The following is a 14,176-nucleotide window of genomic DNA, read 5'->3' as shown; positions in this document are numbered from 1 at the left end:
CTTGGCGGCCCCGGCGAACCGGGCCCCGCGCGGGGTGCGGCCGGTGGCGGCGGGCGCGGCGGGTACATCCGGTACGGCGGTCGGCGGTACGACGACGGGGGCGGCCTCCTCCTCGACCATCCCGGCGAAGCGGGCACCGCCGCGGCGCCGCTTGCGCTGCTTGGGGGTGGGGGTCGGCTCTGGTGGGGCGGGGGCCTGCTCCGTCGTAGCGGGGAAGCGGGGATCGTGCTCGGGGTTCGTGGCCTGGGCGGGACCGGATGTACCAGGTCCGGCCGGCATACCGGTCATCCCGTCGGCGGCGGCTTTGCCAGGCCCGGACAGGCGGGCGGAGTCCTGGTGACGGGGGTCGCCCAGACCCGCACGGGTGTCATACGTGTCCGCCGCCCAGCCCTTGGCCCGCTCCCTCTCACGCCGGGCGATCGTCTCGGCGGCGGACCGCGCGTCGCGCTGCTGCGGTATGTCGGGGAACCCGGAGTCGTACGAGGGACCTGCGGGGCCCGCGCCCGATCGCGCGCCGGAGGGTCCATACCCGCCGTGCCCGCCCGCTCGCTCGCCGTACGACTCGCGCGTCTCCGGTTGCTCGGCGTACGACTCGTGGATGTCCGGCCCCGCGCCGTAGGCACGGCGCGTGTCCGGTTGCCCGCCGTACGACTCGAGCGTGTCCGGCCCCGCGCCGTACGTATCGTGCGTGTCGCCGTACGACTCACGCGAGCCCGGTTCCCCGCCGTACGACTCACGCCCATCCGACCCCGCGCCACGCGACTCCCGCGTGCCCGTTTGGCCGCCGTACGACTCACGCCCCGGCCGCCCGCCGTACGCATCGCGCCCATCCGACCCCGCGCCACGCGACTCCCGCGTGCCGGTCTGCCCGCCGTACGACTCACGCCCCGGCCGCCCGCCGTACGACTCGCGCCCATCCGACCCGACGCCACGCGACTCCCGCGTGCCGGTCTGCCCGCCGTACGACTCACGCCCGTCCGACCCCCCGCCATAAGAGCCGCCCCCACGCGCCCCGCCGCCGCCCCTCCCCGCTTCGCCCGCCCTGTCCCCGACGCGGAACACGCCCCCGTCCCCCGCCTGCCCGCGTCGGATCGCCTGGACCTGGTTGTCGGTCGAGCGTCGGTCCAGTTCCGCCATGCGTGAGCGGAGTTCGGCGCAGCGGCGGGTCGCTCGTTCGTGGTCGTCGCGGGCCCAGGCGAGGTCGAGGCGGATGGCGTCGGCCTCCTCCTGGGTGGTGGCGGAGGCGAGCAGCCGGCCCAGTTCCGCCTGTCGTTCGGCGGCGTACCGCTGCTCGCGGATCATCACGTCGAACCGGTCCCCGAGGGCGTCGCGCCCGCCGGGCCGGGCGTCGTACGCGACGAGCGCGGCGGCGTGCAGGGCGCGGGCGCGTTCGACCTCCGGAGCGGCGCCACCGGGGCCGTACTGTGCGGCAAGGTCCTGCAGCAGCGACTCCACGACGTCCCAGGGCGGCATCTCACGCCCGTCGAGACAGGCCTGCATGCCGTCCGGGTCGCGCTGCCAGAACACCCCGCACCAACCGCCGTTCTGGTCCAGGCGCGCCAGCAGACCGTCCAGGTAGTTCGCGAACTCCCGCACTTGACTGGGGAGTTGATCCAGAGTCATCGCCCAACTCCTGCCAGACCGGAGCACTCCGGTCCGTAAGGCAACACCAGCCGTGTTACGGGAGCGCTACAGGAAGTTTTCCGACCGGACGCAGACTACGCCCGGCCTGCTGGAACGCACAGTGCGGCGGCCTGCGCACTTGCTTCACAATCCGACCAGCACGCACCGCCCCGCCAAGTCGTCCATCGACAGTCCGAGGGCCTGCGCCAGCGCCGCGACCGTGAAGAACGCCGGCGTCGGCGCACGCCCCGTCTCGATCTTCCGGAGGGTCTCCGCCGAGATACCGGCGCTCGCCGCGACGTCCGTCATGCTGCGGCCGCCGCGGGCCTCGCGCAGCAACCGGCCGAGCCGCTCGCCGCGTTCGCGTTCTTCGGGGGTGAGAGGGGTACGCACCATACCGTCATTGTAATACCGGTATAGTAATTGGCATGGTGGAGCTGAAGACAGATACATCGATCGACGCCATGTACGAGGCGGGCCAGGTCGTCGGCCGCGCCCTGACGGCCGTACGAAAGGCCGCTGACGTGGGCGTCTCCCTGCTGGAGCTGAACGAGGTGGCGCACGACGTGCTGCGTGAGGCGGGGGCGGGCTCGCCCTTCCTCGGCTACCGGCCCTCGTTCGCGCCCACGGCCTTCCCGGCCGTCGTCTGCGCGTCCGTGAACGACGCGATCGTGCACGGCATCCCGACCCGCTACCGGCTGCGCGACGGCGACCTGGTCTCCATCGACTGCGGCGCGGAGCTGGGCGGCTGGGCCGGCGACTCGGCGATCAGCTTCGTGGTGGGCAGGCCGCGCGCGGCCGACCTGCGGCTGATCGAGACGGCCGAGCGGGCGCTCGCGGCGGGCATCGAGGCGGCGGTGGTGGGCAACCGCATCGGCGACATCGCGCACGCGATCGGCTCGGTGTGCCGCGCGGCGGGGTACGGCATCCCGGACGGCTTCGGCGGCCACGGCATCGGCCGCCGTATGCACGAGGACCCGCCGGTCCCGAACGAGGGCCGACCGGGGCGTGGCCTTCCCCTGAGGCACGGCATGGTCCTCGCCATCGAACCGATGGTCATCGGCGGCGGCACGGACGGCTACCACGCGGCGCCGGACGGCTGGACCCTGCGTACGAACGACGGCTCCCGGGCGGCGCACGCGGAGCACACCGTGGCGATCACGGAGTCCGGGCCGCGGATCCTGACGGCACGCTGAGGTACGGCCTGCCGAACCGCACGAGCGGAGCCGACCCTCCTCGAGGACCACTGATGGAAGACCACTGACCCGAAAACCGCTGTCGGGGCCGCGGGCGGCTCTCTGGAGGTGCCCCCGGCCCCCGATCGTGCGAAGGTGTTCTACGAAACCGCACCCCAGGTGTAACCAGGTTCCGCCCGGGTTACCCGACTCCGGCACGTCGATCAGCGAGGGCGACCCTGCCCGCGCAGGGACGCCGGATGGGAACGCCATGACCAGCGGCTTCACCGGACCGGAGGGCTACGACCCCTTCGGAGAATTCCTCGCACGCTTCTTCGGCGGACCGCGCCCCGGTCCCCGCCAGATCGACATCGGACGGCTGCTGAGCCAGCCCGCCCGGGAGCTGGTGCGGGGCGCCGCCCAGTACGCCGCCGAGCACGGCAGCCGCGATCTGGACACCCAGCACCTGTTGCGGGCCGCGCTGGCCGCCGAGCCGACCCGGAGCCTGCTCAGCCGTGCCGGTGCGGATCCCGACTCGCTGGCCACGGAGATCGACGAGCGCTCCGGCCCGGCCCAGCACCCGCCGGGCGAGGCCCCGCCGCCGACCTCGCTGTCCCTGACCCCGGCCGCCAAGCGCGCCCTGCTGGACGCGCACGATCTGGCCCGGGCGCGCGGTGCCGGGTACATCGGCCCGGAGCACGTGCTCAGCGCGCTCGCCTCGAACCCCGACTCGGCGGCCGGGCACATCCTCAACTCGGCCCGCTTCGCGCCCTCCGGCCTGCCGCCCGAGGCGGCACAGGACACCACGCAGGCACGCGGCGAACGGCCGCGCCCCGCCGAGACGCCCACCCTGGACAAGTACGGCCGTGATCTCACCGACCTGGCCCGCCAGGGCCGTATCGACCCGGTGATCGGGCGGGACGAGGAGATCGAGCAGACCATCGAGGTGCTCTCCCGGCGCGGCAAGAACAACCCGGTCCTCATCGGTGACGCGGGCGTCGGCAAGACGGCGATCGTCGAGGGGCTCGCGCAGCGCATCGCCGACGGTGACGTGCCGGACGTGCTCAACGGGCGGCGGGTGGTCGCCCTGGACCTCACCGGCGTGGTCGCGGGCACCCGCTACCGGGGGGACTTCGAGGAGCGGCTGAACAACATCGTGGGCGAGATCCGCGCCCACTCCGACCAACTGATCGTCTTCATCGACGAGTTGCACACCGTCGTGGGCGCCGGAGGCGGCGGCGAGAGCGGGTCCATGGACGCGAGCAACATCCTCAAGCCGGCCCTGGCGCGCGGCGAGTTGCACATCGTGGGCGCGACGACGCTGGAGGAGTTCCGCCGGATCGAGAAGGACGCGGCGCTGGCCCGCCGCTTCCAGCCGATCCTGGTGCCCGAGCCGTCCGTCGCGGACACGATCGAGATCCTGCGCGGGCTGAGCGACCGCTACGAGGCCCATCACCAGGTCCGTTACGCCGACGAGGCGCTGGTGGCCGCCGTCGAGATGTCCGACCGCTATCTCACCGACCGCCGTCTGCCGGACAAGGCCATCGACCTGATCGACCAGGCCGGCGCCCGGGTCCGGCTGCGTGCGCGCACCAAGGGCACGGACGTACGGGCCATGGAGCGTGAGGTCGAGCAGCTGACCCGGGACAAGGACCAGGCGGTCGCGGACGAGCAGTACGAGCAGGCCACGCAACTGCGCGACCGCATCGTCGAGTTGAAGCGGCGGGTCGCCGAGGCCACCGGCGACGACGAGGTCGACGAGGGCCTGGACCTGGAGGTCACCGCCGAGGCGATCGCGGAGGTCGTGTCCCGGCAGACCGGCATCCCGGTCAGCAGCCTCACCGAGGAGGAGAAGGACCGCCTGCTCGGCCTGGAGGAGCATCTGCACGAGCGGGTCATCGGCCAGGACGAGGCGGTCCGGGTCGTCGCCGACGCGGTGCTGCGCTCCCGGGCCGGGCTCGCGAGCCCCGACCGGCCGATCGGCAGCTTCATGTTCCTCGGCCCGACCGGCGTCGGCAAGACCGAGCTGGCCCGGGCCCTCGCGGAGGCCCTGTTCAGCAGCGAGGAGCGGATGGTCCGCCTGGACATGAGCGAGTACCAGGAGCGGCACACCGTCAGCCGCCTGGTCGGCGCCCCGCCCGGATACGTCGGCCACGAGGAGGCCGGGCAGCTCACCGAGGTCGTGCGCCGGCACCCCTACTCGCTGCTCCTGCTCGACGAGGTGGAGAAGGCGCACCCGGACGTCTTCAACATCCTCCTCCAGGTCCTCGACGACGGCCGGCTGACCGACGCGCAGGGCCGGACCGTGGACTTCACCAACACGGTCATCGTGATGACCAGCAACCTGGGCTCCGAGGCGATCACCCGGCGCGGCGCCGGCATCGGCTTCGGGGCGGGCGGCGTCGAGGCGGACGAGGAGGCGCGGCGCGAGCAGATCCTGCGGCCGCTGCGCGAGCACTTCCGGCCCGAGTTCCTCAACCGCATCGACGAGGTCGTCGTCTTCCGCCAGCTCACCACCGAGCAGTTGCGGCGGATCACCAACCTGTTGCTGGAGAAGACCCGCCGGCTGCTGCACGCGCAGGGCATCTCGGTCGACTTCACCGACCCGGCCGTCGACTGGCTGGCCGAGCGCGGCTACCAGCCCGAGTACGGCGCCCGGCCGCTGCGCCGCACCATCCAGCGCGAGGTCGACAACCAGCTGTCCCGGCTGCTCCTGGACGGCCGGATCGAGGAAGGCGGCCGGGTGACGGTGGACGTCGAGGGCGGGCAGCTCACGTTCCGTACGGAAGACCTGCCGCCCGCCCCCGAGCTGTAGCTGTGATCATTACGGGGCCGGGTACACCACCATCGCCGAGCCGCCGCCCCGCCGTACCTTCTCGGCTGCGGCCAGCCACTTGCCGTTCGGCAGCCGCTGCACGCCCGTGGTCGCGCCGATCTCCGGGTTCTGCCTGAAGGAGTGCCCGATGGCTTCCAGCTGGGCCTTGAGGCCGGTGGTGGTGTTGTCGTTGTAGAGCGCGGGTTCGAGTTCGGTCTGGGCCGCGTTGCGCTGGCTGGCGCGTGGCGCGGCGATGGCGTCGACCAGCGGCAGCCGCCGGTCGAGGAACCCGGTCAGTGTCTGCAGCACGGTCGTGATGATGGTCGCGCCACCGGGCGAACCCAGCGCCACCACCGGCTTGTCGTGCTGGTCGAGCACGATCGTCGGCGAGATCGACGAGCGCGGCCGCTTGCCCGGACCCGGCAGGTTCGGGTCGTGCACGGCCGGGTTGGCCGGGGCGAAGGAGAAGTCCGTCAGCTCGTTGTTGAGGATGAACCCGCGGCCGGGGACGGTGATGCCGCTGCCGCCGGTCTGCTCGATGGTCAGCGTGTAGGCGACGACGTTGCCCCACTTGTCGGCCGCCGTCAGGTGCGTGGTGTTCTCGCCCTCGTACGTCGTCTCGGCCGCCGTTCCGCCGGTGGCGCAGGCCGCCGGGTTGCGCGGGTCGCCCGGTGCGAGGGGGCTGGTGAGCACGGCGTCGTCCTTGATGAGGCACGCCCGCGAGTCGGCGTACTGCTGCGACAGCAGCTGTTTCGTCGGTACGTCCTCGAAGGCGGGGTCGCCGACCCAGCGCCCCCGGTCCGCGAACGCGATCCGGCTGGCCTCGATGTAGCGGTGCAGGTACTGGACCTCGCTCGCCTTCGAAAGGTCCGTGTTCTCCAGGATGTTGAGGGCCTCGCCGACGGAGGTGCCGCCGGAGGAGGAGGGCGCGATGGAGTAGACGCCGAGGCCGCGGTACGACGTCCTGGTGGGCGCCTGCGGCTTGGCGCGGTAGGCCGCGAGGTCCTTCTCCGACAGCTCGCCCGGGCGGGCGTTCCAGCCCGAACCCGGGTCCACGGGCGGATCGTTGACGGTGTCGACGATGTCGTCGCCCAAGTCGCCGTGGTAGATCGCGCCGACGCCCTTGTCGGCCAGCTCCCGGTAGGTGCGGGCGAGGTCGGGGTTCTTGAAGGTGGAGCCGACGACGGGCAGTTGGCCGTCCGGCAGGAACAGCTCGGCGGTGTCCGGGAAGTACCGGAACCGCCTCTCGTTGGCGGCCGTCTGCGAGCGGAACGTGTCGTCGACGACGAAACCGTCCCGAGCGATCCGCTCGGCCGGCTTCAGCACGCTGCCCAGCTCCTTGCTACCCCACTTGTCGAGCGCCGTCTGCCAGGTGGCCGGGGTGCCCGGAGTGCCGACGCCGAGGCCGCTGCTGACGGCGTCGGCGAAGGCGAGCGGCTTGCCGTTCTCCACGAACAGGTTCTCGTCGGCGCTCAGCGGCGCGGTTTCGCGGCCGTCGATCGTGTGCACCTTGCGGGACTTGGCGTCGTAGTAGACGAAGTAGCCGCCTCCGCCGATGCCGGAGGAGTAGGGCTCGGTGACGCCGAGCGCGGCGGCCGTGGCGACGGCCGCGTCCACGGCGTTGCCGCCCTTCTTCAACACCTCGATGCCGGCGGCGGAGGCGTCCGCGTCGACGCTGGCGACGGCACCGCCGTAGCCGACGGCGAGGGGCGCCTTCTCAACAGCGGTAGTTCGAGGGGTGGGCGGCGCGGCCGCTCCCACCGACACCACGGCGACCGAAACCGCCAGGACCGACAGCTTGCGCGCGACAGGGCGACGCATCCGCACCTCCAGAAGAGACCGTGCGCGCAGCCTAATCCCATCGCCATGCCCTCGTCAGGACCGCACGAGGGCCCGGCGTGCCCCGTGTCGAACACGGGTTTGCGTTCGCCCGCTACCATGCGCGCCCATGAATGACGACGTGCGCAACATCGTCCTGGGTGTGGTGGCCGCCGGCATCAGCGCCGCGGTCGGCTGGCTCGCCCGGACCTACCTGTGGAAGCGGAAACTCCGCCGCAAGCAGGCCTTCTTCGGGCTGCCGGACAACGCCGAGTCACTGCTGGTGGTGAACCGCGGCGCCGGCGGTCCCGACCTGATGGTGATGCGCCACGATGTGTTCGCGCTGCTCGAGCTCGCCGCACTGATCAAGGACTGCAACGCCCACGCCCAGGTCGTCCCGCACGACACGGCACGACAGGGGTTCGGCGAGCGCACCGAGTTCTGCGTGGGCGGCCCGGCCTCGAATCGCCGTATGGCAGCCCACCTGTCCTCCCTGCTCCCGGGTGTGCGCGTGAACGTCGACCCCGAACCCGGTCCGGACCGCGGCGCCTTCCAGGTCGGTTCCGAGCGCTACCGCGTCGAGGTCGGCAAGGCCGAGTACGCGCTCCTCGCCCGTCTCACCGTCGATCAGAGCAACGGCAGCCGCCCCGTCTTCCTCTTCTGCGGCCAGACCTCGATCACCAACCAGGCCACGACCCGCTACCTCGCCCGCAACCACGAACGGCTCACCCGCAAGCACGGCAACAACACCTTCGTCCTGCTGCTGAAGGTGGTCAACTCACAGGCGTACGGCCCCGATGTGGTCGAGCTGGTCGCGGACGTGACCCGGGCGGCCCAAACACCGCTGCCGGCACCGGCGGCTCCGCGCAACTCCCACCGCGCCTCCTGAGTTTCAACACATGTCAACAATCGTTACTCCCACGTAACTTACCGACGGGTTACCTGCGGTAAGCAGCCGCGGTTACCGTCTGGTCACTTTGCACTGACACGAGTGAGGAGTGACAAGTGGGACACCGTCGCAAGGCTCTGCGTACGACCGCCATGGGCGCCGTCTCCGCGACCCTGATCGCCGGTGGCGCCCTCGGCCTCGCCCCCACCGCCCAGGCGGCGACCGGCATCCGCTTCGTCGACATCACCGGCGACGGCGGCACGGTTCTCAAGGCGAACGTCATCACGCCCGCCGGCGCCGACGGCACCCGCCGCCACCCGCTGCTCGTGCTGCCCACGAGCTGGGGCCTGCCCCAGGTCGAGTACCTCGCCCAGGCCCAGAAACTCGCGAACTCCGGCTACATCGTGGTCAGTTACAACGTGCGGGGCTTCTGGCAATCGGGCGGCGAGATAGAAGTCGCGGGCCCGCCCGACATAGCCGACGCGTCCAGGGTCATCGACTGGGCGCTCGCCAACACCCCCGCCGACGCCCAGCACATCGGCATGGCGGGCGTCTCGTACGGCGCCGGCATCAGCCTGCTCGCCGCAGCGCACGACAAGCGGGTGAAGGCAGTCGCGTCCCTCAGCGGCTGGGCCGACCTGATCGACTCGATCTACTCCGGCCGCACCCAGCACCTCCAGGCCGCTGGGCTCCTGGACGGCGCCAGCCTGGTCACCGGCCGCCAGAGCGCCGAACTCCGGCAGATCTTCGACGACTTCTACGCCTCGAACCTGGCCAAGGAACCGGAGATCGTCGCCTGGGGGAAGAAACGTTCCGCTGCGAGGTACGTCGACCAGCTGAACAAGAACGACACCGCCGTCATGCTCGCCAACGCCTGGGGCGACACGATCTTCCCGCCCAACCAGTACACGGACTTCTACGAGAAGCTGACGGGCCCGAAGCGGCTGGAGCTGCGCCCCGGCGACCACGCGACCGCCGAGGTCACCGGACTGTTCGGCCTGCCCAACGACGTGTGGACCGACACCGAGCGCTGGTTCGACCACTACCTCAAGGGCGAGGACAACGGCATCGACCGCGAGCAGCCCGTCCGGCTCAAGTCCCGCTCCTCGGGCGGCTCCTCGGGCAGCTACGAGGGCTACACAGACTGGAAATCGGTCGGCGCGACACGGAAGAAGATCGCGCTCGCGGGCACCATCACGATCCGCGCGAACGTGAACACGGGCGCCGACGGCGGGGTGGTCTTCCTCTCCAGCGTCCTCGACCAGGTGGCCCAGCTGCCCCCGGTCGCCTCGATCCCCCTGCTCCCCCGCCGCTGGGCCGCCGTATGGCAGTCGGAGAAGTACACGGCCGCCCAACGGGTGCGCGGCACCGCGAAGATGCACACCACGCTCACTCCGACCAAGGAGAGCGGCACCCTCGTCGCCTACCTCTACGACGTGGGGCCGCTCGGCCTCGGCAAGCTGGTCAGCAACGCGCCGTACACCTTCCACGGGCAGACGCCCGGGAAGCCGTTCGACGTCGACCTGGAACTGTTCTCCACGGCCTACGACGTCCCGGCAGGGCACCGGCTGGCCCTGGTGGTCGACACGGTCGACCCGCTCTACGTCGAGCACAACCCGACCGGCGCGCAGCTGACCTTCTCCTCGCCGCCGAACGACCCGTCGTACGTGTCGATTCCGGTGCGCGAGCAGTGATCTCCGGCTGCTGCACTCCCCCCACTCTCAGCTGTCTCGTGATGGCCGCAACTTATCCGGGCAAAATCCTAGATAAGGCGCGACACTAACCTTTCGGGCATTAGCCGTATTTACCTCGCCCTACGGGCCAGGGACTCACTCTTCGGCGACTTCGGCGTACAGCTGGGAGAGCTCGGGCACTCCGCTGGCAGCCCACTCGTGCCCGGAGGCCACGACGTCGAACTCCCGGCCGGAGGCCAGCCGGATGACGGGCTGGCCGTCCGGCCACAGGGCCCAGGTGGCGCCGGGGACGGTCCGCACGATGACCGTGCCGAGGTAGAGCCCGGCGTCATTGCCGAGCCACGGCAGGATCTCCTCGTCGTCCCGCCAGCGCGGCACCAACTGGTCCAGGGCCTCCAGCGAAGCCGCCGTGTCGTCGAGTCGGACACCCTCCTGGGCGGCCTGCGAGCGCAGCAGTTCGCACTCGGAGAGGAGTTCGGCGATGCCCTCGGGGTCGGGGGTGCCGGGCTTCTCCCGCCGGCCGCCCAGAAAAGGGATCTTCATACCCCCAGCGTGTCATCCACCCTGCCATGCGCACCACAGGCGCGCGGGCCCTCGATTCCGGTCGACTTGAGGTTGTGGCAAGGCTAGGGCCTGTCCGGCGGATCATGCCGCAGACGCGGGGCCTGGCACGCCGATCTGCGGCGTTGTCGTCGGTTGCCGACGCTCCGCGTCGACGCCCTCCTCCGCCTTGCAGCTCGACGCACCAGGCCCCGCTCACCTGCGTTGATTGGGCGCCGCCGCTTTCCTGCGACCTGATCCGCCGGACAGGCCCTAGACCTCGAGGTCCACCACGACCGGTGCGTGGTCCGAGGCGCCCTTGCCCTTGCGCTCCTCGCGGTCGACGTAGGCGTCGGTGACCGCCTTGGTGAACGGCTCGTTGGCGTACACCAGGTCGATGCGCATGCCTCGGTTCTTGGGGAAGCAGAGCTGGCGGTAGTCCCAGTAAGTGAACGCGTGCTCGTACTTCAGGGGCCGCGGGACCACGTCGGACAGGCCGGCCTCGCGCAGGGACGCCAGGGCGGCTCGCTCGGCGGGGGTGACGTGGGTGGAGCCCTCGAAAGCGGACCTGTCGTACACGTCGTCGTCCGTCGGGGCCACGTTGTAGTCGCCCATCACCGCGAACGGGCGGCTGCCGGCCGCGTCGCCCGCGACGGCTGCCTTCAGGGCCTCGAACCACTGGAGTTTGTAGGCGTAGTGGGGGTGGTCCACCTCGCGGCCGTTCGGCACGTACACCGACCAGACGCGGACCGGGCCGCAGGTCGCGGAGATGGCGCGGGGCTCCTGGAGGCCGTCGTAGCCGGGGTCGCCGGGCAGGCCCCTGACGACCTCCTTCAGGCCTACGCGGGAGAGCACCGCCACGCCGTTCCACCGGCCGGTGGCGTGGACCGCCGCCTCGTAGCCCAGGTCGCGCAGTTCGTCGAGGGGGAACTGCTCCTCGGCGACCTTGGCCTCCTGGAGGCACAGCACGTCCGTGCCACTGCTCTCCAGCCAGGCCAGGAGCCTCGGCAGGCGGGCGGTGATCGAGTTCACGTTCCAGGTCGCGATGCGCATGCCTCACAACCTACCGGGCGGGTCTGACAACTCCGCCCGGCCGGGTGCGGTCACACCTCGGCCGAGTCACCGGGCGTCAGCCGGAGGTGCTCCGAGCCGCCCAGGGCGCCGATCTGACGGTCGTAGATCGGGCGGGCGAGGTCGGTGAGCAGGGCGTCGTGGATGTCGTACGCGCGCTGCGGCTTGACCTCGCGGACGTAGTCGATGACCTCGGAGATCTTGTTCCAGGGGGCCATGACCGGGAGCATCAGCGTCTCGACGGCGTGGTCGGGGACGGTGAGGGCGTCGCCGGGGTGGAAGACCTTGCCGTCGTCGATGAGGTAACCGACGTTGGTGATGCGCGGGATGTCCGGGTGGATGACGGCGTGCAGTTCGCCGTGCACCTGGACGTCGAAGCCGGCGGCGGTGAAGGTGTCGCCGTGGCCGACGGTGTGCACGCGGCCGGGGAAGGCCGACGAGATCTTCTCCGCCACCGACTTCAGGGTCCAGATCTGCGCGGCCGGGTTGTTCTCCATGGCGGCACGCAGTCGCAGTTCGTCGAAGTGGTCGGGGTGCTCGTGGGTGACGAGGATCGCATCCGCGCCGAGCGCGGCGTCCTCCTCGCTGAATCCGCCGGGGTCGAGGACGAGCGTCTGCCCGTCCTTTTCGAGGCGGACGCAGGCGTGCGACTTCTTCGTGAGCTTCATGAGTCCATCGTGCCCCCGGGGCCGGGATGGGGCTCACTCGGTGGGGGTGGTCTCCTCGCGGATGACCTGCTGGGCCACCTTGAACGCGCTGTTGGCCGCCGGTACGCCGCAGTAGACCGCCGCCTGCAGCAGCACCTCCTTGATCTCGGCGGGGGTGAGGCCGTTGCGCAGGGCGGCACGGACGTGGAAGGCGAGTTCGTCCAGGTGGCCGCCCGCGACCAGGGCCGTGAGGGTGACACAGCTGCGCGAGCGGCGGTCGAGACCGGGCCGGTCCCAGATCTCGCCCCACGCATAGCGGGTGATGAACTCCTGGAAGTCCCCCGAGAACCCTTCGGCCTCCGCCAGCGCCCGGTCGACATGGGCGTCGCCGAGCACCTCGCGGCGGACCTTGATCCCGGCGTCGTACGGGTCGGGGCGGCTCATGACCTGCGGCTCCACGGCCGGGGCGATCTCCGGGCGGGGCGCGGGCTGCGGCGGTGCGGCGGACAGGACCGGTTTGACCGGGGCCGCCCCGATGGCCGCCATCTGGCCGGTGGTGGAGTCGAAGGCGGGCTGCCACGCGGTGGAGAAATGTCTCACCAGCAGGTCGGTGACGGCGGCCGGCTGCTCGACCGGGACCAGGTGGGAGGCGCCGGGGACGACGGCGAGCCGGGCGTCCGGGATGCCCGCGACCAGGGTACGGGCCTCGGCGGGGCCGGTGACCTGGTCGTCCGAGCCGACGAGGACGAGGGTCGGGACACCGACGCGGCCGAGTTCGGGCCGTACGTCGAACGCGGCGAGCGCCTCGCAGGCCGCGATGTAGCAGCCGGGGTCCGTGGTGCGCACCATCTGCACGGCCCACTCGGTGATCGCCGGCTGCGCGGCGGCGAACCCGCTCGTGAACCAGCGGTCGGGGGAGGTGCGGGCGATGGGGTCGAGCCCGTTCGTACGCACTATCACGCCCCGCTGCCGGAACTCGTCGGCCGTGCCGAAGCGCGGCGAGGCGGCGATCAGCGCGAGCGAGGCGAGGCGCTCCGGGTGGCGCAGGGCCAGCTCGATGCCGACCGCGCCGCCGAGGGCGCAGCCCGCGTAGCCGAAGCGCTGCACGCCGAGGCCGTCGAGCGTGGCGAGCAGCCGTGCGGAGAGGTCACCGACCGAGCCGGCCGGGTACGCGGGCGCGCCGCCGTGCCCCGGCAGGTCGAACCGGAAGATGCGCCACTGCTTGGCCAGCTCGGGGACCTGCCGGTCCCACATGTGCCACGTGGTACCCAGGGAGGGACCCAGGATCAGGACGGGAGCCTCTTCTGGCCCGTCAAAGCGGTATTGCAGGGTGTTCGACGGTGTCTCACTCACGCCTCAGACCCTCTCACGTATCACGGACTGCCCCTATGACGGGGGCCGTGAGGATACGGGCTGGATGAGGTGAAAGACCTCTCGGGCGACGTAGCGTGAGAGGCATCGGACGATGTCGCGTCGGGTCTTGCCCTCCTTGATGCGGCGTTCATAGTAGTCCTGGGTGCGCGGGTCGAGGGCAGGCGAGCAGGGCGGCACAGGCGCTCCGGGTTGTCCCCCATCGTGATCAGCAAGGTGACGGCCGTGTCCGGACCGATGCCCACCGCAGTGAGCAGCTGCGGGGCGTGGCGTTCCACGAGCCGGGCCAGGCGGCCTTCCAAGTCCTGGATCTGCTCGGTGAGTTGCCTGATTCGCTGGGCCAGTGGATACAGGGTAATGCGGGTGGCCTGCAGCACCACCTCTTCACCGTCCTCATCGTTCTGGCTGTCCTCGGCGAGCCACGCGCAGGTACGGAAGAGTTCTGCGTTGTGCAGCCCGGCCAGTTCTTCCCGCAGGTTTGGGTCGGCACTGACCAGGACAGCCAGCCCGGGCCGCGTTCTGGGCATCCAGCG

The 14,176-nt window shown here is 71.3% G+C and carries 12 protein-coding genes; 4 read left to right on the top strand and 8 right to left on the bottom strand.

Going from position 1 to position 14,176, the window contains the following annotated elements:
• Both CLM62_RS51120 and CLM62_RS06305 read right to left on the bottom strand, forming a co-directional pair.
• A partial coding sequence (locus CLM62_RS51120; protein WP_257003691.1) for a hypothetical protein occupies window positions 1–1,623 on the bottom strand: 1,623 nt, incomplete at its 3' end.
• Window positions 1,624–1,767: 144 nt separating this feature from the next.
• A complete protein-coding gene (locus tag CLM62_RS06305) occupies window positions 1,768–2,019 on the bottom strand; it encodes a helix-turn-helix domain-containing protein (protein WP_095748857.1) in 252 nt (83 codons plus the stop codon).
• A gap of 32 nt (window positions 2,020–2,051) precedes the next feature.
• On the opposite strand from CLM62_RS06305, the gene map reads away from it, so the two are divergent.
• Together map and CLM62_RS06295 are read left to right on the top strand one after the other, a co-directional pair.
• Window positions 2,052–2,819 (top strand): type I methionyl aminopeptidase, encoded by a 768-nt coding sequence (gene map, locus CLM62_RS06300; RefSeq protein WP_095748856.1) that lies wholly within the window; start codon window positions 2,052–2,054, stop codon window positions 2,817–2,819.
• Between the two features lie 250 nt (window positions 2,820–3,069).
• Complete coding sequence (locus tag CLM62_RS06295) at window positions 3,070–5,613, top strand: ATP-dependent Clp protease ATP-binding subunit (RefSeq protein WP_095748855.1); 2,544 nt, start codon at window positions 3,070–3,072, stop codon at window positions 5,611–5,613.
• Window positions 5,614–5,622: 9 nt separating this feature from the next.
• On the opposite strand, the gene ggt is transcribed toward CLM62_RS06295, so the two are convergent.
• The gene (gene ggt / locus CLM62_RS06290) at window positions 5,623–7,434 is read right to left on the bottom strand and encodes a gamma-glutamyltransferase (RefSeq protein WP_095748854.1); all 1,812 of its coding nucleotides are present in this window, start codon (window positions 7,432–7,434) and stop codon (window positions 5,623–5,625) included.
• A 127-nt stretch (window positions 7,435–7,561) separates the two neighbouring features.
• On the opposite strand from ggt, the gene CLM62_RS06285 reads away from it, so the two are divergent.
• Window positions 7,562–8,320, top strand: a complete 759-nt coding sequence (locus CLM62_RS06285; protein WP_179381969.1) for a hypothetical protein — start codon at window positions 7,562–7,564, stop codon at window positions 8,318–8,320.
• Between the two features lie 116 nt (window positions 8,321–8,436).
• Window positions 8,437–10,014, top strand: a complete 1,578-nt coding sequence (locus CLM62_RS06280; RefSeq protein WP_095748852.1) for a CocE/NonD family hydrolase — start codon at window positions 8,437–8,439, stop codon at window positions 10,012–10,014.
• Window positions 10,015–10,149: 135 nt separating this feature from the next.
• Here the strand turns inward: CLM62_RS06280 and CLM62_RS06275 are convergent, their stop codons facing one another.
• The 5 genes from CLM62_RS06275 to CLM62_RS51115 all read right to left on the bottom strand — a co-directional run bounded on the left by CLM62_RS06275 (window position 10,150) and on the right by CLM62_RS51115 (window position 14,170).
• Window positions 10,150–10,557: a DUF6278 family protein gene (locus CLM62_RS06275; protein ID WP_095748851.1), complete on the bottom strand. Its 408-nt coding sequence runs from the start codon at window positions 10,555–10,557 to the stop codon at window positions 10,150–10,152.
• Window positions 10,558–10,827: 270 nt separating this feature from the next.
• On the bottom strand, window positions 10,828–11,607 hold the full coding sequence (locus CLM62_RS06270; protein ID WP_095748850.1) for an exodeoxyribonuclease III: 780 nt from the start codon (window positions 11,605–11,607) through the stop codon (window positions 10,828–10,830).
• Between the two features lie 50 nt (window positions 11,608–11,657).
• Window positions 11,658–12,293, bottom strand: a complete 636-nt coding sequence (locus tag CLM62_RS06265) for an MBL fold metallo-hydrolase (RefSeq protein ID WP_095748849.1) — start codon at window positions 12,291–12,293, stop codon at window positions 11,658–11,660.
• A 33-nt stretch (window positions 12,294–12,326) separates the two neighbouring features.
• Window positions 12,327–13,625 (bottom strand): 4-carboxymuconolactone decarboxylase, encoded by a 1,299-nt coding sequence (gene pcaC / locus CLM62_RS06260; protein WP_095748848.1) that lies wholly within the window; start codon window positions 13,623–13,625, stop codon window positions 12,327–12,329.
• A gap of 20 nt (window positions 13,626–13,645) precedes the next feature.
• Entirely contained in the window at window positions 13,646–14,170 is a 525-nt protein-coding gene (locus CLM62_RS51115) for a transposase (protein ID WP_257003692.1), read from the bottom strand.
• Between the last annotated feature and the right edge of the window lie 6 nt (window positions 14,171–14,176).

It is taken from the genome of Streptomyces sp. SA15 (assembly GCF_002291145.1).
Lineage (GTDB): Bacteria > Actinomycetota > Actinomycetes > Streptomycetales > Streptomycetaceae > Streptomyces.
Note: the sequence above shows the minus strand (reverse complement) of the source record. Positions and strands in the feature narration are given on the sequence as shown.